Origin of the sequence: Bacillus silvicola (genome assembly GCF_050524305.1) — a bacterium.
Lineage (GTDB): Bacteria > Bacillota > Bacilli > Bacillales > Bacillaceae_G > Bacillus_A > Bacillus_A cereus_AT.
The window spans coordinates 1,004,134-1,029,243 of record NZ_JBNGVC010000013.1 but is presented as its reverse complement, the minus strand read 5'-3'; the positions used below and the strand labels follow the sequence as shown (position 1 = coordinate 1,029,243).

Sequence of the window (25,110 nt, the reverse complement as noted above, 5' to 3'; positions counted from 1 at the left end):
TAAATGGGGGCTTATGAAATTAATGACCAGTTATTAACGAATGAAGAGAAAAAAGAATTAACGATAAATAAAGATCAGCAAACAATTAGCCGAAAAAAGGAAGTGTTTCGCAAGTTTATATCAAATCCTATAGCAGTTTTAGGGGCTGTGACGTTATTACTAATTATTATTTTCTCGCTTATTGGCGAAAGTTTAACGTCATTTACTGCAAGTGAACAAGTAAAAGAAGCAACTAATTTACCGCCTAGTAGCGAGCATTGGTTCGGAACGGACGATTTAGGGAGAGATATTTGGGCGCGTACTTGGGCTGGTGGGAAAATTTCACTAACAGTTGGATTGGTAGCAGCAGCTCTTGATATAGGGCTCGGTGTACTTATCGGAGGGTTTAGTGGATATGTGAGAGGGCGTAATCGTCTTGGAACGTTAATTGATGAGTGGATTATAAGAGGAATTGAAGTGTTATACGGTATCCCATACTTATTAATTGTTATTTTACTATTAATCGTTATGAAACCAGGACTTTTTACAATTATAATTGCCCTTGCGTTAACGGGATGGATTGGCATGGCACGTCTCATTAGAGCGCAAGTCTTGTCTTTAAAACAAAGAGAATTTGTTATCGCAGCAGAGCGATTAGGTACACCTCATATGAAAATTATATATGGGCATTTAATTCCAAACTTAACAGGGATTATTATCGTAAATTTATCATTTACCATTCCAGCAGCTATTTTCTCAGAATCATTTTTAAGCTTTATCGGACTTGGAGTACAATCACCAGCGGCAAGCTGGGGCACGATGACCAACGATGCACTTGGGACGTTACTAAGCGGAGAATGGTGGCAACTATTCTTCCCGGCAATCATGATTGCACTCATCATGTTCGCATTTAATGCAATTGGTGATGGTTTACAAGATGCGATTGATCCGAAAATCGTAAAACGTAATCGAAAGGAGAAAAAACATGGCGCAAATCTTATCTTTAGAAAACGTAACGTTGGCCGTTGAAAAAGAGAATAGTAGGCAAGCAATTGTGAAGCATGTTTCCTTTTCTATTAACGAAGGTGAAATAGTTGCACTTGTAGGAGAAAGTGGCTCAGGAAAAAGTGTTACAGCACAATCAATTATCGGGTTAAATCAAGAATCAATTCATATTGATGATGGAAATGTATCTTTCCAATCAAAGGAATTAACTAATTTACAGGAATCAGAATGGAATCAAATTCGCGGGAAAGATATTTCTTTTATCTTTCAAGATCCGCTTTCATCTTTAAATCCGACGATGAAGGTCGGAAGGCAAATTACAGAAGTAATTTTGCAGCATGAAAAGAAATCGAAGAAAGAAGCAAAAGAAATTGCAATTAACTTACTAAATGATTTAGGCATACATGAAGCAGAGAAACGCTTTGAACAATACCCGTATCAATTAAGTGGTGGTATGAGGCAACGTATTTGTTTGGCCATTGCGTTTGCTTGCCATCCGAAACTTGTAATTGCAGATGAACCTACAACAGCGTTAGATGTAACGATTCAGAAACAAATTATGGGGCTATTAAAAGAGCGAAAAGAAAAACAAAATACGAGCATTTTACTCATTACACATGACTTAGCACTTGTACGTGAAGTAGCTGATCGAGTAGTTGTGATGTACGGGGGACGTGTTGTTGAAAAAGGAATGATACAGGAGGTAATAGGTTCTCCTAAACATCCATATACGAAAAGCTTATTACAAGCAATTCCGAATATGGATGATTCCGAAAAAGTATTACGTGCTATAGAAGGAACGACACCTTCCATTGAAACATTAAATAGCTTTGGCTGTCCTTTTGTAAATCGTTGCCCAGTAGCGATAAAAGAATGTATTCATCGTTTCCCAGAGAGAACGACATATTCTGGGGAGCATAGTTCACATTGTTGGCAACACATTCTAGAGCACAATAAAGCGAAATCAAAAGAGAAGGTGAATGCCTCATGACGACAGATTTAATTACTGTAAAGCAAGTAATGAAAACGTATGGAAGTAAAAATAAAGAAATCGCAGCGTTAAAAGATATAACACTCTCTATCCCAAAAGGAACAACGCTTGGCATTATTGGAGAAAGTGGTTCTGGAAAGACGACACTTGGTAAGCTCATAGCTGGGATCGAGCGTCCAACGTCTGGTGAAATTGATTATAACGGTCAAGTTGTTCACAAGCTGAAGTCAGCTCATAAGCGGGATTTCTTGCAGAAAGTACAGTTCATTTTTCAAGATTCCACAGCTGCATTAAATCCGCGCTGGAAAGTACGCGATATTGTAACAGAAGGCTATATTTCATTCGGTTTAGGCGATAAAGGACTGAAAGATAAGGTCGCAGGTGATGCACTAGAGCGTGTTGGATTAGATAGACGATATATTGATCGCTATCCACACGAATTTAGCGGAGGACAACGTCAACGTATTGCTATTGCAAGAGCACTATTATGTGAGCCAGAAGTTTTAATCCTTGATGAACCAATTTCAGCATTAGATGTTTCACTGCAAATACAAATTGTACATCTGCTGCAAAAGATTCAAAAGGAGCAAGGCTATACATATTTATTTATCGCACATGATTTACCGATGGTTCACTATTTATGTGAAAAAGTGGCTGTCCTATATAAAGGAGAACTTGTTGAATTTGGAAATACGGATGAAGTATTCCGTGATCCACGACATTCTTATACAAAAACATTATTAGCATCAACACCAAAAATTTCAGGTTAAAGGAGAATGTAGGATGAAGAAGTTTTTACTGTTTGTCATTATGACTGTTTTAGCAATTACTTCTGTTGCTTGCGGTAAGAAAGAGACGCAAAAAGCGAGTGCTGGTAAAGGTGAAGGAGATCGATTAGTAACGAATATTAGTAGTGATCCGTATACGCTTGATTCCGCTATTGCGACAGATACTACTTCGAGATATGTAATTGGGAATTTATTTTCAAGTCTATATACTGAGGATAACAATGGGAAAATCCATAATGAGTTAGCGGATAAAGAAGAAGTAAATGCTGATGGGACTGAATATACAATTCATTTAAAGAAAGATATTAAATGGTCAGATGGTTCTCCTGTTACAGCAAATGATTTTGAGTTTGCATGGAAGCGATTATTAAATCCGAAAACGGGTTCTATGAATGCGACAGAAATGTATTTTATTAAAGGTGCAGAGGCATATAATACTGGAAAAGGTGAAGAGGGACAAGTTGGTATTCAAGTGGTTAATCCTCAAACATTAAAAGTAACACTTGAATACCCAGTTGCTTCTTTCAAACAAAAACTAGCAAGTTCATTATTTATTCCACTATCTAAAAAATCAATTGATGATAATAATAAATTAAAAACAGATCCAAAAGAGTTAATTACGAACGGACCATTCACGTTAAAAGAATGGAAGCATAACCAAGCAATTACAGTACAAAAAAATAAAGAATACTATGATAAAAAGGTAACATTAAAAGAAATTGAGTTTCGTATTATTCCAGACTCTAAAACAGCGTATCAATTATTTAAATCAAAAGAATTAGATTTACTAAGTGGTTTACCACAAGAGATGATTGAGAAAGAAAAAGAAAATAAAGAATATAAACGCGTTGCAGGATTTTCATCTTATATTTATTCCTTTAACGTAGAAAAAGAGCCATTTACAAATGCGAAAGTACGTAAAGCATTTTCATTAGCAGTTGATCGTAAATTTATCGTTGAAAAATTGTATAAAAATAATGCACAAGCAGCATATGCATTCGTTCCAGAAGGGGCAAAAACACAAGGTGGTCGTGATTTCCGTAAAGAAAAAGGCGATTATGTAAAATTTGATCCAGTGGAAGCGAAAAAACTATTAGAAGAAGGTATGAAAGAGCAAGGATGGTCTACATTACCTGAAGTAACATTAAAATTCACTACAGATACACAGCATAAAAAAGTAGCAGAAGCAATGCAAGAAATGTTTAAGAAAAACCTTGGTGTAGATATTAAATTAGAAAATAAAGAGTGGAAGAGTTACATCGACACATACAAGCAAAGTGATTTCCAATTAGCTTATATGGGATGGGGAGGTTCTAACTTAGACCCTAGTGCCCGTTTAGAATTATATGCAGGTGATGGTCCAAGTAACTATGCGAAATGGTACAATAAAGAATTTGATAATTTAATTAATCAAGCAAAAACAGAACAAGATGAAAATAAACGTTTTGATATATTGCATAAAGCAGAAGACATTATGTTTGATGAAACACCATTAATCCCAATTATTTTCCCAAGTGCTTCATATTTACAAAAACCATCAGTATCTGGCGTCCAATTCATTATCGGTTCTAGTCCAGAACTAAGATACGTAAAAATTAAAAAATAAAGAAGTAGGCATCTGCCTACTTCTTTATTTTATTTCTCTTTTATATTCTTTTTTCGTTCCATCAGAGAAGACAACTTCTAAAGCGAATTTTTGATAGTCTTTATCAAGCTTGAATACATTTACTACTTGATCAATTACTTCTTGATCTGGTGTGTTTTTATCAAATTTTAATTCTTGTAGAAGAGGGCTTAATTTTGTAATAGCCTCGTCGCCTGTGAACTTTACATCTGTTTTATGGTCTTCAAGTTTTGCTTCCATTTTCTTATCCGCGGCTACATTTTTATAATCAGCTTCGTAGTCTTTCTTCGTATCTTGATAGTCTGCTTTTAAATCAAATTCATTAAAGTTTAGTTTTAAATCTGCAGGAGCTTCATTTTTTGCTTCTTCAGTTGTCTTTTTATTAGAAGTTGTATCTTCTTTTGCAGGAGCTTTACATCCTGTTAATGCAGGTACTAGCATAAGAGCTAATAAAGCTGATAGTAAAATTCTCATTATAAATTCCTCCTTATGTAACTTCTTTCTATACAAGTTTTTCCCAAAATCATGTAATTATGTATAAGTACAATAAATTATTTCTTTGAGGGGATTATGTTTTCAGTTGTTTATTTTTGTATAAAAATGGTAATTTCGTTGTTGACAATTATTAGAAAAGTTATATAATCTAAATGTAAGTGATCACTTGCATGAGGAAGAGGGGATTTTATGGCGCGCTCAAAGACAGCAGAAAAAATCATTCAAGCAGCAATTGAATTAGTGAAAGAAAAAGGATATACAGCAGCAACAACGAAAGAAATTGCAATGCGTGCTGGCGTTAATGAAGTAACGATATTCCGCAATTTTAAAAGTAAGAAGGGTGTTATTGAAGCTGCAGTTGCTGAATTTTCATATATACCGCATTTAAAGCAATTTTTGCAAACAGAAATTGTGTGGGAATTAGAAACAGATTTGAAGAACTTAGCAAGGCATTATCATAAATTTTTAAATAGCATAAAAGATATTATTTCTATCGGTATACGTGAGGCGAGAGAATTTCCAGAATTAGATGAGGAAATCTCTAAAATTCCAAAAGGATTAAAAGAGGAATTAATAATTTATTTTGCCAAGATGCAGGAACAAAACAAGATTATTCATACAAATATTGAGGCACAAGTAATGAATTTTATATGGATTAATTTTGGTTACTTCCTGTCTAAATTGCGTTTTGAAAGTCGACTTATGGAAATCGATGATGAGAAATTTATTGAGAATAATATAGTTTTATATGCTAGGGCTTTAAGACCCTAGTATTTATTTAAAATAAAATACAAGTAAGTACTTGCTTGCTAAATAGGAGAGCGGGAAGATGGATACATTAAAACAGTTTTTAAAGCGACCAGGTACGTATGTAGGAATGGTAGTAGCGCTATCGTTCCAACTTATTTTCTTTTGTGTTTGGTTAACGGCGTATGATGGAGTGAATGAAAGAGCAGATCAAATGCGTATCGCTATTGTGAATGAGGATGGAAATATAGGTAGTAAAATAGCAGAAGGCTTACAGAGAAATTTACCATTTCAGGTGAAAGTAGAACGGTCTGTGGAAAAAGCAAACAAAGAAATGAATGACCATGTGTACGATATGATTATTGAAATTCCTGCTTCTTTTTCAAAGAATATAAATGAAACAGGAAAATCAAATTTAAACTTCCACATTAATCAAGCGAATGCCATGATGGCAAAGCAAATGATGGAAGGAGCTGCAAAACAAATTCGAGACAATGTAAATAAAGAGATAACAAGTTATAAGAAACAAGCGATTGTTGGGAAATTACAAGCTGTAGGGTCTGAGAATGTAGAAGTGATAAAAGGTTTAACAGAAGATTCAATTGGTTTTACAGTTCATAAAGTAAATGATGCAAAAGGATTTTCGGCTAATATGGTACCACTAATGATGGTATTAGCTTCATTTGTAGGAGCAATGATCATGAGTATGGAACTATCAAAAGTTGCAAAGGAAATAAAGAACGATTGGAGTAATTTCGTATCAAGACAAATCATTAACGGTACAGTATCAATTTTACTTGCATGTATTACAATTGGCTTGATGAAAGGATTCCAAATTGAAATGCATGAAACAGTATGGAGTATATTGATGTTTCAAGCAATAGTCTTCTGCGCATTTCTTTCATTAACACAAATGTTCATAACTGTTTTCGGAAATGCAGGTATGATTTTTAATATTATCTCGCTATCGTTACAACTTGTAAGTTCAGGTGTAATCGTACCACATGCAATGCTTTCTAAAACATATCAAACGATCGGTGAATTATTTCCCGCAACATATGCAGCGAATGGTTATTATACAATAATATTTGGCGGAGTTAGTTTAGAGGGGAATATTATTTCATTATTACTTATTATACTAGTTACACAATTGGTAACAGGAATCACTATAGGTATAAAAGGAATGGCAAAGGGAAGAGGTTCTATAGTTAGAGAAGTATAAAATAAAAAAGGTATCCTTCATGGGATACCTTTTTTATTTTATTATTTTGCAACTTCTGTCCACTTGTAGTTAAACTCACCGCCGAAGTCAGTTGTTACAAGTCCTTTAATGAAAGAACGTTGTAAGTAAGAACGACCTTGTTGGTATAAAGGAGCGACAGCACCATCTTGTAATAAGATTTTTTCAGCTTGCTTCATTGCTTCAAAGCGAGCTTTTTCATCGCCAGCTAAATCGGTTTTCACTTTATGAATTAGCTCATCGTACTCTTTATTAGAGTATTTATCGAAGTTATAAGCACTATCTGTTGTAAATAAGTCTAAGAATGTAATTGGGTCAGCGAAGTCAGGGCCCCAGCCATCAATTCCGATTTCATAATCACCACTTAATAGTAGTTTCAACTGTTGTTTACGTGGTTGTGGTTTTAAATTCACTGTTAATCCATCTAGATTTTTTTCTAATTCACCTTTTAAATATTCACCAGTCTTTTTAGCTAAAGCATTATCACTTGTTAATAGTTCAATTGTTACTTTGTCAGTACCAAGTTCTTGCTTCGCCTTTTTCCAGTTTTCTTTCGCTGTTTTCACATCATCTTTGACTAGATTTCCATTCTCTTTACGGAAGTCATTACCGTCTGGACTTTTTGCGAATTTCGCAGGAACCATTCCTTCAGCTGGAATAGCACCGTTATTTAAAATTGTTTCTACGTACGCTTTTTTATTCATTGCTCCGTTAATAGCAAGGCGTGCATGTTGATTTTTTAATACTGCATTTTTCTGATTTAGTCGTAAGAATTGAATGCCGACTTCAGCGCGTTCCTTGAAGTTTGGATCGCCCTTATATTTATCAACAAACTCCGCAGTTAAAGCAACACGGTCAATTTGTCCTGAATCATATAAGTTAACTTCTGTAGACTTATCTTTAACGACATTGAAGTTGATTTCTTCTAATTTTACAGTTTTAGCATCCCAATAGTTAGGGTTCTTCTTCAATTGAAAGCTTTGTTCGTGTTTCCAGTTATCTAATGTGAAAGCACCATTGTAAATTAAATGATTTGTTTCTAAACCGTATTTGTCACCTTGAGATTTTAAATAGTCTTCATTAATTGGTAAGAATGTTGAAAATGTCGTTAAGCTTAAGAAGTAGGGAACAGGGCGATCTAGTTGTACTTCTAAAGTTTTGTCATCAAGAGCTTTGATGCCTAATTGATCAACTGGTAATTGTTTTTGGTTTATTTGTTTTGCATTCTGTACATCGAAGAATAAGAATGCATATTCAGCTGCTGTATCAGGGTTTACGGCACGTTGCCAAGCGAAGACAAAGTCCTTTGCTGTAACAGGAGTACCATTTGACCATTTTGAATCGCGCAGGTGGAATGTATATTTTGTTTTATCGGGACTAACGTCAACCGACTCAGCAACACCAGGAATCGGTTTATTATCTTCTCCCATTGCATATAAACCTTCAAAAACATTTCGCATTACGTTCATGGATTCCGTATCCGTTGCTTTTGCAACATCCATTGTTGGAATTTCTGAAGCGAATGATAAGTTAATTGCCTGTTTATCAGGTGCTTTATCGTTCGCTTTCGCTCCGCTTGCATTATCTTTATTTCCCCCACAAGCAGTTAGTAGTAGACTTGCCCCTAAAACAGATGCAACAACAGGTACAACTTTTTTCTTCATTGTTCTTTCCTCCCTAAATGTGTTGTTCGTAACGTCATAATGTCCATGTCTTGAAGTAGCTATAGAAGGAGATAAAACCTATTATAGATATTTGTTTATAGGTAATCAGGTGTTCTATATGTATATACATGCTGAACTGTAATCTATCGTTATATGTTTCAACGTAGTAGACATTATGTTTTGATGGTGAAATATTTCGTCTCTTTGATTATTTAGAATATTAACACTGAAAAGAACTATATGTCAATAATAAAAATAGAGTGTTAATTTCTTGAAATAATATATTAAAAAAGTAGATTCACTCATATTAAGGAATCTACTTTTAATATATTTTGCCAAAAAAACAATGGGAGTTGGTGGAAACACGATGATTAAAGTCGCATTTTATTTTTCAATTTTTGCCCATTTGAAGTTTAATTGACCTGCAAAGTCTACTTGTACAATTCCTTTTACATAAGAACGCTCTAGATAAGATTCTCCTTTTTGGTAAAGAGGAGCGATAACAGAGTCCTTAAATAAGATTTTTTCTGATGCTAGTAACGCTTCCCAGCGAGCTTTTTCATCACCAGCCAAGGTAGTTTTAACTTTTTCAATTGTGTCATCAAACTCTTTATTAGAGTAATGATCTAAGTTGTAAGGGTTATTCGTCGTAAATAGTTCAAGGAATGTAATTGGATCAGCAAAGTCAGGGCTCCAACCGTCAATTCCAATCTCGTAGTCACCTTTTAATAAGAGTGAAACTTGTTGTTTACGTGGTTGCGGTTTTATATTTACTGTTAAGCCATCTAAATTCTTTTCTAGTTGCCCTTTTAGGAACTCACCAGTTTTCTTCTCAAGGTCACCATCACTTGTTAATAATTCTAATGTTATCTTTTCAGAACCAAGTTCTTTTTTTGCTTTCTTCCATAATTCTTGTGCAGATGTTGTATCAACTTTTGTTAAATCGCCGTTTGCAGTACGGAAGTCTTTTCCATCAGGCCCTTTTGCAAAGTTTTTCGGCACGAGACTAAAGGTTGGTGTAGAGCCATCATTTAATAACGTATTTACAAAGGATTTTCGATCAATTGTTTGATCGATTGCTTGGCGTGCAGAAACGTTTTGAAGTACTTTGTTTTGTTGATTCATACGTAAAAACTGTACCCCTACATTCGGACGTTCTTTGAAGTTAGTATCCTTTTTATATTTATCAACGAAATCAGATGTTAGTTTTATACGGTCTAATTGTTTGGATTCGAATAAATTTACTTCTGTTGATTTCTCTTTCACAACGTTGAAATTGATTTCTTCGAGTTTGACATTATCTTTATCCCAATAGGTAGGGTTTTTCTTAAATTTAAAGCTTTGTTCATGCTTCCAATCGCTTAGTGTAAAAGCTCCGTTGTACAAGATTTTGTTATCTTCTAAAGCGTACTTATCACCTTGTGATTTAAAGAATTCCTCGTTAATTGGTAGAAATGTTGGGAACGCTGTTAAGCTAATAAAGTACGGAACAGGGCGTTCTAATTCTACCTCAAACGTATGGTCATCAATTGCTTTTACACCAAGTTGATCGGCTGGAAGTTCTTTGTTGTTAATTTTTGTTGCATTTTTAATATCAAAGAATAGAAATGCATATTCAGAGGCTGTTGCTGGATCGACAGCTCTTTGCCAAGCGAAGACAAAATCTTTCGCTGTAACAGGAGTGCCGTTTGACCATTTTGAATCTCGTAAATGGAATGTGTATTTCGTTTTATCGCCATTTACTTCATGAGATTTTGCAACGCCAGGGACAGGTTTGTTACCTTCACCAAGATTATACAAACCTTCAAATACGTTTCTCATTACTTGACCAGAATCAGTATCTGTAGCACGAGCTGTATCCATTGTTCGTATTTCAGTAGGTGAAGATAAGTTTAAAACCTGTTTACTAGGTGCCTCGTCTTTTGCATTTGCTCCGCTTGCTTCGTTTTTATAACTGCCGCAACCAGTTAATAAAATACTTACTCCTACAACTGATGCAATACCGGGTACAAACTTCTTTTTCATTTGATTTTCCTCCTAAATGGTTAATAAGATTGGATGATGATGAGGGAATGAAAAACAAAAAATCCCTCTTTTCATATTGAGAAAGAGGGATTTTTACGTACAAGTTATGCACCCGTATATAAACGAAGTCCCTCATTCTATCTTTCAAGCACAAAGCTTGCAGGAAGTGGCACAGTATTCAAAATGAACCTGTTGCCGAGGTTTCAAAGGGCCAGTCCCTCCACCTCTCTTGATACAATGAGTAAACGAATAAATTTTATTAATTTTTGTGTTTCTTTGATAATTCAAAATCTTACACCTTAGATAATGAAGTGTCAATCAAATGGAATATAGTTTAAATTTTCAGTTTTATTAAAAATAAAAAAACCACTGCATATGGCAGTGGTTTCCCTATTAGAAGTTAAAGTTATCCGGATCTGGACCAACGCGATGATCTTCATTTAGAGCTTGAATTGCTTTCATGTCATCAGCACTTAATTCAAAATCGAATATATTTGCATTTTCAATAATGCGATGTTCTTTAATAGATTTAGGGATTGTTACAACTTCGTTTTGTAGATCCCAGCGTAAAATAACTTGTGCAGTCGATTTATTATATTTTGTCGCAATGTCTTGTAATGTTGGGTTATCCAGTAGCTGTCCTTGCATTAATGGTGACCAAGCTTCAAGCTGGATATTATGTTCTTTACAGAAAGTGTGTAACTCTTCTTGTGCTAAACGTGGGTGGTATTCCACTTGATTGACCATTGGCTTAATTTCAGCAATTTCAAATACGTCTTGTAAGTGATGAATGTGGAAATTGCTCACACCAATAGCGCGAACACGGCCATCTTTATAAAGCTTTTCTAATGCTTTCCATGATTCAGTATATTTCCCTTTTACAGGCCAATGTACTAAATATAAATCTAAATAATCTAGACCTAATTTCTCTAATGTAGTTTCAAATGCTTGAAGTGTTGTTTCATATCCTTGATCGCTATTCCATACTTTTGATGTGATAAATAATTCTTCACGTGCAACACCTGATTCACGGATCGCTTGTCCAACGCCTTCTTCGTTTTGATAAATTGCTGCAGTATCGATACTACGGTAGCCATTTTTAATTGCTGCTTTTACAGATTCAATTACTTCTGAACCATCTTCTACTTTAAAAACACCTAAACCGAACCAAGGCATTTTTACGCCGTTATGTAATGTTGTATAGTCTTTTAAACTTGTTAAATTCATATTATTTCCCCCTAGCTTTTTTGTTTGTTGCTTCTACTGCTTTTTGAATTGCCTCTGAAAAATTATATTCATATAAAGCTTTGAGACCCTCAGCTGTGGAACCACCTGGTGTTGTTACTTGTTCGCGGAGGTTAGCTGGATCTTGCGTTTGTTCAAGCATAGAAGTAGAGCCGGAAATCATTTGAATGACAAGGTGTTTTGCGGTTGCTTCATCGACTCCATAACTTTTTGTTGCTTCAATTAAGCTTTCGGCAAAGTAATAAAGGAAAGCAGGTGCACTTCCAGTAACTGCGGTAAGCTGATGAACTTCCTCTTCAGTGCAAAGTTGCGAAGTACCAATGCCTCTTAAAAGCAGTTGCAGGGTTTCTTGATGCATCTCGTTTACTGATCGTCCCATTGTATATAAGGAGATAGACTTTCCGATTTCGGCAGCTGTATTTGGCATAATCCAAGCAACAGGTGTCCCCCCGGGAAGTCTTTCTTCTAAATAAGATGGGCCAATGCCAGCGGCTACCGTTACGACAAGTTGATTCGATAGTAACGGAGATAATTCTGCTAATAATTCTTCATGTGCAGAAGGTGGCATTGCTAAAACAATCGTATCAACAGATGTAACATGCTGCTTCCAATCTGTTGTAGTAGACACATTATATCGTGCTCGTAATTGTTCTAGCTTTTCTACGTTGCTTCGGTTAGAAACGATAATTTCTTCGATGTATTCTTTACTTGTTGTAAGTAGTCCAGCAAATATAGCTTCTGCCATACGACCGGCACCAATAAATAAAATTCGATGTTTATTAGGCATATCCTTTATTCCTTTCTGATGAGAATATGTTATAAAAAACGATACCATTTTTAAGAGAATTTTGTAAAAAGAAACGGCTTGTAGTGGAGAGAATACAATTGGAGGGAAGGAAGGCTATATAAAAAGGACTATGAAGATTATTATATTTGAAAAATAATTATAATCAAAAATCCCTGAAGCATTTATGCTTCAGGGATTGATAAATTATAAGCTTATGCTTTCGTCATACCAAGCAATACAGCGCCACCGATAATTAAAACACTACCTAGTGCAATAAAGATCAATTGACGTTTTGTTTTCTTTTCACCTAAGAATACGATTGCACCGAATGTTGAGATAACGATTCCAGTTTGAGATAATGGGAAGCTTGTTGCTACTCCGACACGTGGTAATGAAAGAAGTAAGAATAAGTTTCCAGTTCCCCATAGTAAACCAGATAAAGCATTACGGATTGCATATTTGTTAAATGGTTTATGTTTAGATGTCAGTACAACCGCACCAACAAACATACCAACTGCTTGTGGTAAAATAGCAGACCAACCATCGATATTATACCAACGAATAATAATTACATATACAAGGTAGCCGAAAGTAGAAACAATTAAAGTAAGAAGTCCTTTTTTCAATTGTCCTGGTGGCTGTGCATTTTCTTTGTCATCTAGTGATGTGAATACAACACCAACTACGATTAATAGGATTGCAATCGTTCCCAGAACAATCGTTGTTGTAGTAGTCCACTCACGGAAAGCGATAACCCCAAAGATAGAAGTTGCAACAAGTTGCATACCAGTAGAAATCGTTACAGTAGTTGAAACACCTAGTTTTTCAACTGTTTTTAATTGGTTTACTTGTCCTAAAGCCCAGAATAAACCTGAAATAAAACCAACAATCAAGACTGTCATTGTTAAAGCTGGTTGAGTAAATACATACATAATTGTTGCGAAGAATAGAGCACCGATTGTCATACCTACCGTTTGGCTGTATGCACCACCGCCCATTTTTACGCTTACTAATAAGATGTTTCCCCATGCGATTGCAGGAAGAAGCGCTAATAAAATGTCCATTACAAGACTCCCTTCGGTTTTCTATACCAATATAATTACATATCGTTCTAACGATCGGTAATGCCCCACTAATAGAGTAGAAGATTACCGATCGCTAAAACAGGATGAAGAACTTACGATATAAATGCGTTTTCATTTCTTCATTTTTTGAAACACCTCCATATAATAACAGGAAATTGCCTATTTTAGAAAGTGAATTCAAATAAAATGTATATTTTAATAAAAGGTAAAATTCAGTTATTTCCCATCGGTATATTTTATTTCCTAAGAAATAAAGAAGCAGCTTCGAAAAAAGCTGCTTTAAGAGTTAGTAATTCTTTTATTAATAAGCTGAATACATAGCAGAAATAGAAGTGACATACTAATAGTGATAACTACAAGTGTCCAGGCGAGTTGCATATTACTTGCATCAATCGCCATATAAATTGCAGTTGGGATAGTCTGTGTTTTACCAGGAATGTTCCCAGCAAACATGAGTGTAGCACCAAACTCACCGAGCGCACGAACAAAGCTCAAAATCATTCCGCTTAGTAAGGAAGGAAATGCAAGCGGGAGTGTCACGTGTAGAAAAACTTGATATTCACTGGCACCAAGGTCACGAGCACTTTCTTCAATTTGTACATTCGCAATAGAAAATCCTGTTTTTGCTGATTGGTACATAAGCGGAAATGCAACGACTGTAGAAGCAATGATCGCAGCAGTAGATGTGAACATAATGGACTGCTGAAACAATGATTCTATCCACATTCCAATGGGACTATTATTTCCAAAAATGATAATGAGAAAAAAGCCAATTACAGTTGGCGGAAGTACCATTGGTAATAAGAAAATAGTTTCTAATATTACTTTATATCTCCATGAGGAGCGTGCTAGCGCTCGCCCGATAATCGTCCCTAAAATTGTAACGATAATGGTGGCGTATGCAGCTACTCGTAAAGATAGAAAGATCGGTGACACAATAGCATCAAAGCTCATGGCAATTATGATAGGACTGTAAATCCATATTTTTTAAAGATAGATTGTGCATCTTTTGACTGCAAATACTCATAAAATGAAGTCGCCTCTTTCTTGTGCTTAGATTCTTTTATAACACCTAAAGGATAGTGAATTGGCTCATGAGAAGTAGCTGCTGCTGTCTCACCAATCTTTACTTTGTCTGAAATAAGAGCATCTGTTTTGTATACGATACCGGCATCGACATTGCCTGTCTCTACATATGTTAACACTTGGCGAACGTCTTTTGTAAACACGACTTTATTTTGAATGTCATTCCAAAGATTTTCATGTGTGAGAGAAGCCTTTGCATATTTTCCCGCAGGTACGGATTCAGGTGTACCAAGTGCGATTTTCTTTATTTTTTCATCTTTTAAATCTTGGAATTTTGCAAGAGAACTATCTTTTGGGACAACTAGAACTAGTTCATTTCCAAGAAGATTTTTCCCTTCTTTTTCATCAATGAATCCTTTTTTAACAAGAGTTTGGAATTTATCTTCTGCTGCAGAGAAGAATAAATCAGCAGGCGCGCCTTGTTCAATTTGTTGTTGAAGTGCACCAGAAGCACCGAAGTTAAAAGAAAGTTGAATAGTTGGTTCTTTCTCTTTATATTGCTTTTCAATTTCTTTTAATGCATCTTGTAAGCTAGCGGCAGCTGATACAGTCAGTTCGACTGTTTTTCCCTCTTTAGCAGCTGACTTTTCTTTCTTTTCCACGCTTGTACAAGCAGCACTAAATATAAGAAGGAAAGAAAGTATAAGTGCCCCAATAGATCGGAATGTGAATTTGTTCATAAAAAAATCCCCTTTCGTTTTGACATATTCAATTATAACTAATTATAACTAAATATAACTAGTTATAATTAAATGTAATTTGAACGATATGGTTGTTTTTAAAAAATAGGAGAAATATTCTTTTCTTTGTTACAATGAAGGAAGAAAGTGAGGAATCGTCTATGGATCATCATTCCTACACAACGGAAGAAGTAGCGAAGCGATTAAAAGTATCAAAATTAACTGTATACGACTTAATTAAAAAAGGAGAACTTCCTTCTTATAGAGTTGGTAGACAGATGCGCATTGATGCAGCGGATTTAGAACAATATATAAAGCAAATGAAAACAGGAAAGATACAAGTTACTTCTGTAAAGAATGACGATAGTAGTATCTTGAATACATGCATTATTAGCGGGCAAGAACTAACGTTAGATATGCTGGCAAAACGTATAGAAAATCGATTGCCAAATTCTAATGTATTAAGAGCGTATCAAGGTAGTTTAACGAGTTTAGTGAAGATGTATCAAGGAGAAGGAAGTGTAGTTAGTTTACACTTATTTGATGGTGAAACGGGTACATATAATGTTCCTTACGTAAAACGTATTTTAGTCGGACAACCATGTATTATGATTAATTTATTATCAAGGAATGTTGGGTTTTATGTGCAAAAAGAGAATCCAAAAAATATAAAAACATGGGCTGATTTATCTCAGTCATCTATACGATTTATAAATCGAGAAAAGGGTTCTGGTATTAGGGTATTAGTGGATGAGCAATTGCGAATTCAAAAAATAAATAAAGAAGATATTAGCGGGTATGAATGGGAAGAATCGAATCACCTTGGTGTTGCCTCGCAAGTTGCGAATGGAAAAGCTGATGCTGGGGTAGGATCAGAAAAGTTTTCACAAATTGTGAACGTAGACTTTATTCCAATCATGAAAGAGCAGTATGATTTAGTGATTTTGAAGAATAAAGAAAATGAAGAGCTGATCGAGGTCATGAAAGACATTCTGCGATCGGAAGAATTTCATGATGAATTAAAAGCGATTGGCGGATACGATATGACGAAAACAGGTCAAATTATATATGAAACAAACTAAAAAGCTGCTTGTCTATAAGACGAGCAGCCTTTTCTATATATAAAGGGGTTTGGGGAAACGAATTGTTAAACAAGACTTTGAGCAAGTATGTAAATGAAAGCTGTAAGAAGAGCTGCTCCACTTGCAAGTCCGATAAAGTCTGATTTGTTAAATGTAATGATGTTCATAATAATCTCTCCTTATTTGTTTAATGTAGTTGCAACTGCTTTTGCATCGATAAGTGCGGATAGCACCATGCTCATTGTATTTAAAAATTTGTTTGATTTCATTTTGTTCATCATGCGTATCCGCTCCTTTTCGAATTGTTGTTGCCCTGCTTTATGTCTTAATTATATGAAATATGGACGCCTGCAACTATCGAATTAGCTTACGGGAGGATTACACTTTTGTAAGAAAAAAAGACATTCGTGTAAGAATGTCCTTTAAAGCATATTGATATGATGATGCTCTTCAATTGTTTTTAAAAAGCTACGCATTGAATTCGTCATATAGCTATCTTTACGGCGTATGAAAACCGTTGAAATACTACCATATTTTTCAGGGATTGCATGACAATGTACCTTACCAGCTTTAGAAAGGTGGTGGACAGCAGACTGTGGTACGAGTGTAATTCCAAGGCCAAGTGCAACACTGTTTAATATTGTCTCTAATATATTAAATTCCATAATTCTCTTTGGCAGCAAACCTTCATCTTTCAGCCAACGTTCTAGCTTGGAACGGTATCCACATCCTTGATTAAAAACGAGTAGGGGCGTCGTAGTGAATTCTTCTATATGAAAAGCTTTATTTTGTGTAACAAGCATTAATTTTTCGGTACTAACATCGTATTGTTCAATTAATGGATGTTTAATAGGACCTGATATAAATGCACCATCTAATTGGTGATCGATTACTTCTCTAATAAGTTCTTCTGTTAGACCAGCTTGTAATGATAGATCGACATTTGGATAGCTCTTATAGTAAGAAGACAAAATGGTAGGTAATGTGCTTACTGTTTCGACTGTACCAATTTTTAATATACCAGATGGTGTTTCGCTATCTAAAAACACTTGTTTTAGCTCTTCAACATCTTGCAAAATTTTATGAACATAAACGAGCATTTTTCTACCTTCAGCTGTTAAAGTCATGCCTCGTTTATGACGGTAAAAGAGCGGTGTTTTCAGCTCGTTTTCTAATTGTTTAATACGTGCGGTTACATTTGATTGTACGTAATTTAATTCCTTTGCTGCGCCGCTTACACTACCACGGTCGGCAACGCTTTGGAAGATTTGTAAGTCTCGTAATTCCATTTTATGCTCCTCCTTGATGTTAACTATCATTATAAATGATAGTTAACATCATTTTGAATCATTTTACGTGATATATTTTTTCTTTTACAATTCTCTTTGTGCAAATAGAAAGAAGTGGGGGATTACGGTGAGAAGAAGTCAAATGATAATAGGTGCGTTCGCATGTTTAATTGCAAGTATGTCATGGGGAGCAATGTTTCCTGTTGCTGATCATGCACTAGAATACATAGATCCATTTTATTTTTCACTTATTCGCTATGGGGCGGTAGCAATAGTGCTGATGGTATTATTGTTAATGAAAGAAGGACAGAAAGCATTTCGTTTAGAAGGAAGAGGAAAGTTACTCGTCTTTTTTGGAACGATGGCGTTTACCGTATATAATGTATTAATTTTTCTAGGGCAAATGTTAATGGGGAAATCAGGTGTAATGGTAGCTTCTATTATGGAGGCACTGATGCCGATGATTTCCATTTGTATTCTATGGGGATATAAACATATAAAACCGAAAAAGTATATGATAACGAGCATGATTATCGCTTTTGTAGGAGCTATATTTGTTATTACAAAAGGTGACATGAGTTTCTTTTTAACATTGAAAGATAACATGTTTTCACTAGCATTTATATTTGTTGGTGTTGTAGGCTGGGTTATTTATACGATGGGTGGTCAAACATGTAGCGATTGGTCAACATTACGTTATTCTACGTTGACATGTGTATTTGGTACAACTGTCACGGGGATTATAACGGTAATCATTACGGCGCTTGGATATGTATCAATTCCGAGTATGGAAACGATCTCTATTGTGAAGTATGACTTGTTATTTATGATGACATTACCAGGTATCGTAGCACTACTTGCTTGGAACTACGGCGTGAAAATCTTATCATCAATTAATGGTATTTTATTTATTAACTTTGTGCCAATTACTACTTTAGTTATTATGATGATGCAAGGGTATAAAATAACAATATTTGATATTGTAGGAACATTATTTGTTATTGCAGCGCTTATTCGTAATAATGTTTGTCAGAGAAAAGAAGAAAATATAAATAAACAAGTTTTACAAGAAAAGCAATTGCGCCAAGCTGTTTAATAGGCAACTGGAGGATTTTATATGTTAGAAAGTTTATTGTTTTTCTTTGCTGCTGGAGTTGCCTGCGAGCTTGCAGCGATTAATCGAAATGGTCGTAAGAATATAAAACAACAAGCTGAACTGATACAGCTTTTAAAAGAATTGAAGGAAAGAAAAAATTAAAAAGACGACCGGGCATAGACGGTCGTCTTTTTCTATATAAAGGGGAAAGGGGACACAAAGTTATACAAGCGTTGCGGCGTAAATAAAAGTAGTAAGAAGAATTGAGCCGCTAGCTAGTCCTAAAAAATCTAATTTGTTAAAAGTGATGTTATTCATAATACATTCTCCTTATTTGTTTAATGTAGAAGCAACAGCTTTTGCATCGATAAGAGCGGAAAATACCATGCCCATTGTATTTAAGAAATTGTTTGATTTCATTTTGTTCATCATATAGATCCGCTCCTTTTCAAATGGTTGTTGTTTCTTTCTGACTTAATTGTATGAAAAATTATAAGAAGTAACTATCGAATTAGCTTACAAGAAAATTACACTTTTGTAAGAATTGAAATTTAACAATAAATACTTATTTTTATTACCAACTCCTAAAACTTAGTGTTATAATCGTTGTAAGAAAATCATTATACTTCGGATATTCAGAAAGGAACGAAACAAATGTATAAACCAATTACATTTTCGTTGAAATATATATTTAAAATGGCTGGGAAGGTAGAAGTGCAAGGGAGAGAAAAATTACCGGAAGATGGCCCTTACGTTGTTGCGTGTACACATACAAGTTTTATGGATGTTTTAATGTTAGCGACAGGAATGTATCCAACCCAAATTCATTACATGGCAAAAAAAGAATTGTTTGAAGGGAAATTTAAAAATTGGTTTTTTAAAAATGTAAATGCATTCCCTGTAGACCGTGCGAATCCAGGGCCAAGCACATTGAAAATTCCATCGCGTTTATTAAAAGAAGGAAAAGTAGTAGGTATTTTCCCGAGTGGAACGAGATCATCAGAAGATGTTTCATTAAAAGCTGGGGCTGTTACGATTGCAATGCGTTCTAACGTTCCATTAATACCAGCAGCTTATGTTGGTCCATCAAGTGTAAAAGAATTGATAAAAGGAAAAAAGGCACGATTGATTTTTGGAGACCCAATTCAAATTGATGCTGAAGAACAAATAGATCGAAAAACGGCTATGAAAATGATGACAGATCAATTAAATGAAAAGTTTGAAGAACTAAAGGAAGCTCTTCAATCAAATCAAAAGTAAGAAAAGACGACCGGGCATAGACGGTCGTCTTTTCTATTACTATTTATAATAAAGGGGAAAGGGGACGCAAAGTTATACAAGCGTAGCAGCGTAAATGAAAGCAGTAAGAAGAACCGAGCGGCTAGCAAGTCCTAAAAAATCTAATTTGTTAAAAGTGATGTTGTTCATAATATATTCTCCTTACTTGTTTAATGTAGAAGCAACAGCTTTTGCATCGATAAGAGCAGATAATACCATGCCCAGCGTATTTAAGAAATTGTTTGATTTCATTTTGTTCATCATATTAGATCCGCTCCTTTTCGAATGGTTGTTGCCCTGTTTCTAACTTAATTGTATGAAATATAGCGGAGAGTCACTATCGAATTAGCTTACAGGAAAATTACACTTTTGTAAGAGAAACGAGTGAAGGTGTAATGATAAGAAGATTTGACATATGTTCATGAGATTCATTAAGTTAAAGGTAGAGGTGAGTGTATGGCTAATATTAAAGATATTGCAAAGATGGCTGGGGTTTCAGTTACGACTGTTTCGAGGGTATTAAATGATCATCCGTATGTAAGTGAAGAAAAAAGGAAAATTGTTTTAGAAATAGTTGAGAAATTGAATTACTCACAAAATGCAAATGCTGTTCATTTATCAAAAGGGAAGACGAATATTGTTGGTGTGATTTTACCTTATATTAATCATCCGTGTTTTGATGCGATGGTGGGTGGAATGATGGAAATTGCGTTAGCTCACAATTATAGAGTGCTTCTTTGTCAAACGAATTACAATAAAAAAGAAGAAATGAAAAGTTTACATATGTTGAAAACAAAGCAACTAGATGGTCTAATCATTTGTTCTCGTGCGAATGATTGGGAAACGATAGAGCCGTATGCTTCCTATGGGGCAATTGTTGCTTGTGAAGATAATGATATTTCGAATATCTCAAGTGTATATACGAATCATTCGGCCGCTTTTCAATTAGGAATGGATTATTTAATCGAAAAAGGTTATAAAAAAATTGGTTATTGCACGGGAAGGAAATTAGGACCGAGTAGTCAAAAGCGTTTTGATGTTTATAAACAGCAATTGCAATCTATAGATGAAGAAGTGGATGAAGAATGGATTTTCACAGAATGTTTTACATTAGAAGATGGCGTGAGAGTGGCTCATAAATTAAAGGGGATGCAGCATCTTCCTGAAGCATTAATAGTAGCAGGAGATGAAGTAGCGATTGGGGTGATGACAGAAGCTGAAAAATTAGGTATTCAAGTTCCTAAAGATTTAGCGATTATTGGTTTTGATAATCAACCTATTTCGCAAGTGTTGCAACTTACAACCATTGATCAAAATTTAAAGGAGATAGGTAAAAAGGCCTTTGAAATGTTTTACAGGCAAATAAGTGATGAAAGTTCTAAACAAGAAAAGGTGGAAATTCCATACGAACTTGTGGAACGCTCTACAGTTTAATCTTAATCCGTTATGTGTATAATCGCATAACGGATTATTTTTTTGAAATATCTTTGACAGGAAACGCGTTTCATACTTTATAACGGAGTTAAACCGGTCTGTAATAATCCATGGATTCTTTTCAAAAATAGTATTTGGAGGGATATGCATGAATGAACTTTTATTGAGTATGAAAAAGTATATAGAGGATGATGAAAAGATTTTGGCTTTTGTAGTAGGGATATTTGAGAAGGATGATTTTACGCTATCGTATCAACATGGGATTTTTGCTGCTACTACTAGACGTCTCCTCTTTTACGGGAAATTTCTATACTATCCTGCAACATTTAAAGATTATTCATATTTGCATATAGATAGCATAGATTTTCATCCGTATTTTGAATTTACTTGTAATCATGAAACCATTCGCGCTAAGTATATTCAGAAAGGGAATGTGGAGCAATTTGTCCGTACAGTTAGAGCGAATATGAATAATTAATCACCCCTCTGTTTAAACATAATATTTCAATTTTTAAGAGGGAAAATGCGGAATAAAAACAACTTCTAAACCTCTAGGAGATAGTGATACAATGTCAAATGGGGGGAGGTATGAACTATGGTTAATCAACGTATAAAGGAAATAACACTAATTACAATTGGTTCATTATTATTCGCAATTGGTATTAATTACTTTGCAATTCCAAACCGTTTATCAGAGGGTGGAATTATTGGTGTAACGGTTGTTACGTACTATTTATTTGATTGGTCGCCGGGGATTGTGAATTTTGCTATAAATGCAATTTTACTAGCTGTTGGTTATAAATTTTTTGATAAGAAAACGATGGTTTATACAATTTTAGGGATTGTAGAAACATCCTTGTTTTTATATGTTACGGAACATATTGAGTATCATGTAAATAGTGATACGTTATTAGCGGCTCTATTCGCTGGCTTATTTGTCGGTGTCGGATTAGGCTGTATGTTCAAAGCTGGAGGTACATCAGGAGGATCGGCAATTTTAGCGCAGTTAGCCAATCAATATTTAGGGTGGAGCGTTGGTAAAGGCGTACTTATTATTGATATTGTGGTAATTGCTGGTTCTGTATTTATAATAGGGCAAGAAAAAGCAATGTACACACTTGTTGCAGTATTCATCGGAGCGAAAGTGATTGATTTCATTGTAGAAGGAATGGATACAAAAATAGCTGTTACAATCATTTCAAATCAACCGGATTTAATACGTGAAACTATTACGAAAAACATGACGCGTGGTGTCACTGTATTAGAAGGACGCGGCGGATATACTGGTAAAAATAAAGAAGTGTTATATATTGTTATTAATAAACAAGAGCTTGTTAAGTTAAAGCAAGTTATTAGCCGAGTAGATGAAGATGCTTTCGTTGTTATTCACGATGTACGTGATGTACTTGGTGGTGGCTTTAAAGCGAGCTAAAAGGTGAACGAGTAAATTCGTTCGCCTTTTTTAATTCTTACAAAAATGTAAGTGTAATGTAAGGAGATTCAATAGTAGATTTTATTCCTTCTTTTTAAAATGGATGTATATATATCCTACAGAGGAGGGATGTTTATTATGAAGAAAAAAATGATCACTACTATAATAGCGATGATAGTGATAGTAGTAATGTTACTGCCTACGAAACTTGGACCAGTTATCGATAAATATAATCCACTTTATAAGACGAAAGAATATTATACGGTTGTGAATACAATTGGTCAGCATATTGGTGATGAGTGGTATGAATATGAGTTTATTGCATTTGACGAACGTGGAAGAGAGCAAAAAATAAAGAAGACTGTTAAGTATATGTTAAAGAAAGATGAAGCATTAAAGGTGTACGCAAAAGGACGCTACGGCGAGGCGATTGAAGAAATTGAAGCTGTAAATATTCCTATTAATGCAAAGAGTAAACTTTTAACGATGAGATAGCGAATTATACCCCCGCCTATTTTTTGTCGAAAATAAAAATACTAGGTAGAGGTATTTTGGGATGCATGAAAGAGCCTTAGTCCATACGGACTAAGGCTCTTTTTATTATATAAAGGGGAAGGGGGTACATTGTAGTAGCATGAGTGAAAGGTATAAGAAGAGTAGGCTACTAGCAATGTAATTTGGTTATGTGAGTGTTCTTCTTATTTGGCTTACTTTCTAACTTTATTGTACGAAATATAGGTAAGGGGAACTATCGAATTACATTACACATAGCTTACAAACATGTAAGTCTTCTGTAATGTAATTCGATGGTTAAAAGCTAGTGAATTTCATATAGTGTAATTAGAAAGTCTCACTGTATTACTTTCTGTTTGTAATGTTAATGAAGAATGAAAAACCAACTACTTTTTAATAGCCCTCATCTGTATTTAGATGAGGCTCTTTTTTGAACCTTACAACATTGTAAGGTTCACGTAAGTTAATTCGATAGTAAATTTGTCATATTTTTTGCATAATAGATACAAATAGATAAAAATAATTAGGGATATAGTAAGAAGGGAGAAAACTGGGATGCATAAAGAAGAAGTAGTGAAGTTTCCAATTAAAGATTACTGTAGCTACTTTACTGTTGCCGTAGTATGTATTGGATTATTTGATATAATAACAAATTTAATTGTTAAATAATATAGATGATAAAACAAGAAGGGAGATCCTTTCTTGTTTTTTTTATGGGGGAATAAAGATGAAATGGATTGATAGTCATATACATGTTGACCAATATAAAGGTGAAGAGAAAAATAGATTACTTAAAGATGTGGAAAATAGTAAAGAGGTAAAGGGGCTTATTGCAGTATCTATGAATTATCAATCATGTAAAGACACTTTATCTTTAGCGAAGCGATATCCTTTTGTACATCCAGCAATAGGTTTTCATCCGGAGCAACTGATTCATAGAGAAGAATGTGAGCGCATATTTAAATTAATTGAAGCTCATGTAGAGGACATTGTTGCGATTGGTGAAGTGGGACTCCCGTATTATTTAAGGAAAGAAGATGAAAATATTGCTATCGATCCATACATAGCGGTGTTAAAAAAGTTTGTTGAACTAGCTAGTAAACATGATTTACCAATTGTATTGCATGCGGTTTATGAAGATGCTGACACTGTATGTGATTTTCTTGAAGAATATAAAGTTTCACGTGCACACTTTCATTGGTTTAAAGGAAGTGAAGAGACAATGAAACGGATGATGAGGAATGGTTATTATATTTCTATCACACCGGATGTTTTACATAAGGAGAAAATTAGGAAAATCGTTTCGTATTATCCGCTTGAATATATGATGGTAGAAACAGATGGCCCATGGGAATTTCGAGAGGATACTATGACGCACCCTAAAATGATTCGAGAAGTACTAAAAGAAATCAGTGTCATAAAAAACGTATCTGTTGATGAGGTTACAGAAACAATATACGAAAATACAATTCAATTTTATTTGAAAGGATAGGAGATGCACTCTTATCCTTTTTATTATGGATATTTTTTTTAATATTTTCTGTA

General features: G+C 34.7%; 27 protein-coding genes and 1 riboswitch. Of the genes, 15 read left to right on the top strand and 12 right to left on the bottom strand.

The window, feature by feature from the left end; translation table 11 throughout:
• The first annotated feature begins 3 nt into the window (after positions 1 to 3).
• Genes ACP6L7_RS27385 through ACP6L7_RS27370 form a run of 4 tightly spaced genes read left to right on the top strand, consistent with a single transcriptional unit; the run spans position 4 to position 4,369 of the window.
• Positions 4 to 1,008, top strand: a complete 1,005-nt coding sequence (locus tag ACP6L7_RS27385; RefSeq protein WP_097831186.1) for an ABC transporter permease — start codon at positions 4 to 6, stop codon at positions 1,006 to 1,008.
• Positions 965 to 1,975 (top strand): ABC transporter ATP-binding protein, encoded by a 1,011-nt coding sequence (locus tag ACP6L7_RS27380; protein ID WP_097831187.1) that lies wholly within the window; start codon positions 965 to 967, stop codon positions 1,973 to 1,975. Before ACP6L7_RS27385 ends, ACP6L7_RS27380 begins: the two co-directional genes overlap by 44 nt.
• Entirely contained in the window at positions 1,972 to 2,745 is a 774-nt protein-coding gene (locus tag ACP6L7_RS27375) for an ABC transporter ATP-binding protein (protein WP_097831188.1), read from the top strand. The genes ACP6L7_RS27380 and ACP6L7_RS27375 overlap by 4 nt, the downstream gene beginning before the upstream one ends.
• A gap of 13 nt (positions 2,746 to 2,758) precedes the next feature.
• Complete coding sequence (locus ACP6L7_RS27370) at positions 2,759 to 4,369, top strand: peptide ABC transporter substrate-binding protein (protein WP_097831189.1); 1,611 nt, start codon at positions 2,759 to 2,761, stop codon at positions 4,367 to 4,369.
• 24 nt (positions 4,370 to 4,393) lie between these two features.
• Here the strand turns inward: ACP6L7_RS27370 and ACP6L7_RS27365 are convergent, their stop codons facing one another.
• Positions 4,394 to 4,861: a YusW family protein gene (locus ACP6L7_RS27365; protein ID WP_097831190.1), complete on the bottom strand. Its 468-nt coding sequence runs from the start codon at positions 4,859 to 4,861 to the stop codon at positions 4,394 to 4,396.
• A 210-nt stretch (positions 4,862 to 5,071) separates the two neighbouring features.
• Here ACP6L7_RS27365 and ACP6L7_RS27360 point away from each other — a divergent pair, with 210 nt between their 5' ends.
• Positions 5,072 to 5,653 carry a TetR/AcrR family transcriptional regulator gene (locus tag ACP6L7_RS27360; protein ID WP_097831191.1) on the top strand — a complete coding sequence of 194 codons (582 nt, stop codon included), beginning with the start codon at positions 5,072 to 5,074 and terminating at the stop codon, positions 5,651 to 5,653.
• A gap of 58 nt (positions 5,654 to 5,711) precedes the next feature.
• Positions 5,712 to 6,851, top strand: a complete 1,140-nt coding sequence (locus tag ACP6L7_RS27355) for a YhgE/Pip domain-containing protein (protein WP_141533380.1) — start codon at positions 5,712 to 5,714, stop codon at positions 6,849 to 6,851.
• Between the two features lie 41 nt (positions 6,852 to 6,892).
• On the opposite strand, the gene ACP6L7_RS27350 is transcribed toward ACP6L7_RS27355, so the two are convergent.
• The 7 genes from ACP6L7_RS27350 to modA form a co-directional block, all read right to left on the bottom strand.
• Positions 6,893 to 8,533: a peptide ABC transporter substrate-binding protein gene (locus ACP6L7_RS27350; RefSeq protein WP_097831192.1), complete on the bottom strand. Its 1,641-nt coding sequence runs from the start codon at positions 8,531 to 8,533 to the stop codon at positions 6,893 to 6,895.
• A gap of 384 nt (positions 8,534 to 8,917) precedes the next feature.
• Positions 8,918 to 10,558 carry a peptide ABC transporter substrate-binding protein gene (locus ACP6L7_RS27345; RefSeq protein WP_097831193.1) on the bottom strand — a complete coding sequence of 547 codons (1,641 nt, stop codon included), beginning with the start codon at positions 10,556 to 10,558 and terminating at the stop codon, positions 8,918 to 8,920.
• A 134-nt stretch (positions 10,559 to 10,692) separates the two neighbouring features.
• Positions 10,693 to 10,797: riboswitch (SAM riboswitch) on the bottom strand.
• A 154-nt stretch (positions 10,798 to 10,951) separates the two neighbouring features.
• On the bottom strand, positions 10,952 to 11,785 hold the full coding sequence (locus tag ACP6L7_RS27340) for an aldo/keto reductase (protein ID WP_097831194.1): 834 nt from the start codon (positions 11,783 to 11,785) through the stop codon (positions 10,952 to 10,954).
• A gap of 1 nt (position 11,786) precedes the next feature.
• Positions 11,787 to 12,590 carry a pyrroline-5-carboxylate reductase gene (gene proC / locus ACP6L7_RS27335; RefSeq protein WP_097831195.1) on the bottom strand — a complete coding sequence of 268 codons (804 nt, stop codon included), beginning with the start codon at positions 12,588 to 12,590 and terminating at the stop codon, positions 11,787 to 11,789.
• A gap of 212 nt (positions 12,591 to 12,802) precedes the next feature.
• Positions 12,803 to 13,654, bottom strand: a complete 852-nt coding sequence (locus ACP6L7_RS27330) for a GRP family sugar transporter (RefSeq protein ID WP_000353549.1) — start codon at positions 13,652 to 13,654, stop codon at positions 12,803 to 12,805.
• Positions 13,655 to 13,954: 300 nt separating this feature from the next.
• Positions 13,955 to 14,629, bottom strand: coding sequence for a molybdate ABC transporter permease subunit (gene modB / locus ACP6L7_RS27325; RefSeq protein WP_097831196.1), 675 nt, complete (start codon positions 14,627 to 14,629; stop codon positions 13,955 to 13,957).
• Between the two features lie 5 nt (positions 14,630 to 14,634).
• The gene (modA, locus tag ACP6L7_RS27320; protein ID WP_097831197.1) at positions 14,635 to 15,441 is read right to left on the bottom strand and encodes a molybdate ABC transporter substrate-binding protein; all 807 of its coding nucleotides are present in this window, start codon (positions 15,439 to 15,441) and stop codon (positions 14,635 to 14,637) included.
• A 134-nt stretch (positions 15,442 to 15,575) separates the two neighbouring features.
• Here modA and ACP6L7_RS27315 point away from each other — a divergent pair, with 134 nt between their 5' ends.
• Positions 15,576 to 16,523: a substrate-binding domain-containing protein gene (locus ACP6L7_RS27315; protein WP_097831198.1), complete on the top strand. Its 948-nt coding sequence runs from the start codon at positions 15,576 to 15,578 to the stop codon at positions 16,521 to 16,523.
• A gap of 65 nt (positions 16,524 to 16,588) precedes the next feature.
• Here the strand turns inward: ACP6L7_RS27315 and ACP6L7_RS27310 are convergent, their stop codons facing one another.
• Both ACP6L7_RS27310 and ACP6L7_RS27305 read right to left on the bottom strand, forming a co-directional pair.
• Positions 16,589 to 16,690, bottom strand: coding sequence for a DUF3948 family protein (locus ACP6L7_RS27310; RefSeq protein ID WP_097831199.1), 102 nt, complete (start codon positions 16,688 to 16,690; stop codon positions 16,589 to 16,591).
• Positions 16,691 to 16,945: 255 nt separating this feature from the next.
• Positions 16,946 to 17,812 (bottom strand): LysR family transcriptional regulator, encoded by an 867-nt coding sequence (locus ACP6L7_RS27305; protein WP_002113382.1) that lies wholly within the window; start codon positions 17,810 to 17,812, stop codon positions 16,946 to 16,948.
• 127 nt (positions 17,813 to 17,939) lie between these two features.
• On the opposite strand from ACP6L7_RS27305, the gene ACP6L7_RS27300 reads away from it, so the two are divergent.
• Both ACP6L7_RS27300 and ACP6L7_RS27295 read left to right on the top strand, forming a co-directional pair.
• The gene (locus ACP6L7_RS27300) at positions 17,940 to 18,908 is read left to right on the top strand and encodes a DMT family transporter (protein WP_141536803.1); all 969 of its coding nucleotides are present in this window, start codon (positions 17,940 to 17,942) and stop codon (positions 18,906 to 18,908) included.
• A 21-nt stretch (positions 18,909 to 18,929) separates the two neighbouring features.
• On the top strand, positions 18,930 to 19,070 hold the full coding sequence (locus ACP6L7_RS27295; RefSeq protein WP_002151322.1) for a YrzO family protein: 141 nt from the start codon (positions 18,930 to 18,932) through the stop codon (positions 19,068 to 19,070).
• A gap of 60 nt (positions 19,071 to 19,130) precedes the next feature.
• Here the strand turns inward: ACP6L7_RS27295 and ACP6L7_RS27290 are convergent, their stop codons facing one another.
• Positions 19,131 to 19,226 (bottom strand): DUF3948 family protein, encoded by a 96-nt coding sequence (locus ACP6L7_RS27290; protein WP_073530339.1) that lies wholly within the window; start codon positions 19,224 to 19,226, stop codon positions 19,131 to 19,133.
• Positions 19,227 to 19,562: 336 nt separating this feature from the next.
• On the opposite strand from ACP6L7_RS27290, the gene ACP6L7_RS27285 reads away from it, so the two are divergent.
• Complete coding sequence (locus ACP6L7_RS27285; protein ID WP_097831201.1) at positions 19,563 to 20,168, top strand: lysophospholipid acyltransferase family protein; 606 nt, start codon at positions 19,563 to 19,565, stop codon at positions 20,166 to 20,168.
• A 72-nt stretch (positions 20,169 to 20,240) separates the two neighbouring features.
• Here the strand turns inward: ACP6L7_RS27285 and ACP6L7_RS27280 are convergent, their stop codons facing one another.
• Complete coding sequence (locus ACP6L7_RS27280) at positions 20,241 to 20,336, bottom strand: DUF3948 family protein (protein ID WP_097819865.1); 96 nt, start codon at positions 20,334 to 20,336, stop codon at positions 20,241 to 20,243.
• 306 nt (positions 20,337 to 20,642) lie between these two features.
• Here ACP6L7_RS27280 and ACP6L7_RS27275 point away from each other — a divergent pair, with 306 nt between their 5' ends.
• The 5 genes from ACP6L7_RS27275 to ACP6L7_RS27255 all read left to right on the top strand — a co-directional run bounded on the left by ACP6L7_RS27275 (position 20,643) and on the right by ACP6L7_RS27255 (position 25,057).
• Positions 20,643 to 21,620, top strand: a complete 978-nt coding sequence (locus tag ACP6L7_RS27275; RefSeq protein ID WP_097831203.1) for a LacI family DNA-binding transcriptional regulator — start codon at positions 20,643 to 20,645, stop codon at positions 21,618 to 21,620.
• A gap of 148 nt (positions 21,621 to 21,768) precedes the next feature.
• Complete coding sequence (locus ACP6L7_RS27270; RefSeq protein WP_097831204.1) at positions 21,769 to 22,098, top strand: PH domain-containing protein; 330 nt, start codon at positions 21,769 to 21,771, stop codon at positions 22,096 to 22,098.
• A gap of 117 nt (positions 22,099 to 22,215) precedes the next feature.
• Positions 22,216 to 23,052 (top strand): YitT family protein, encoded by an 837-nt coding sequence (locus tag ACP6L7_RS27265; RefSeq protein ID WP_097831205.1) that lies wholly within the window; start codon positions 22,216 to 22,218, stop codon positions 23,050 to 23,052.
• Positions 23,053 to 23,190: 138 nt separating this feature from the next.
• Positions 23,191 to 23,547 carry a YxeA family protein gene (locus ACP6L7_RS27260; RefSeq protein WP_097831206.1) on the top strand — a complete coding sequence of 119 codons (357 nt, stop codon included), beginning with the start codon at positions 23,191 to 23,193 and terminating at the stop codon, positions 23,545 to 23,547.
• 745 nt (positions 23,548 to 24,292) lie between these two features.
• Positions 24,293 to 25,057 (top strand): TatD family hydrolase, encoded by a 765-nt coding sequence (locus ACP6L7_RS27255; protein ID WP_097831208.1) that lies wholly within the window; start codon positions 24,293 to 24,295, stop codon positions 25,055 to 25,057.
• The last annotated feature ends 53 nt before the right edge of the window (positions 25,058 to 25,110 follow it).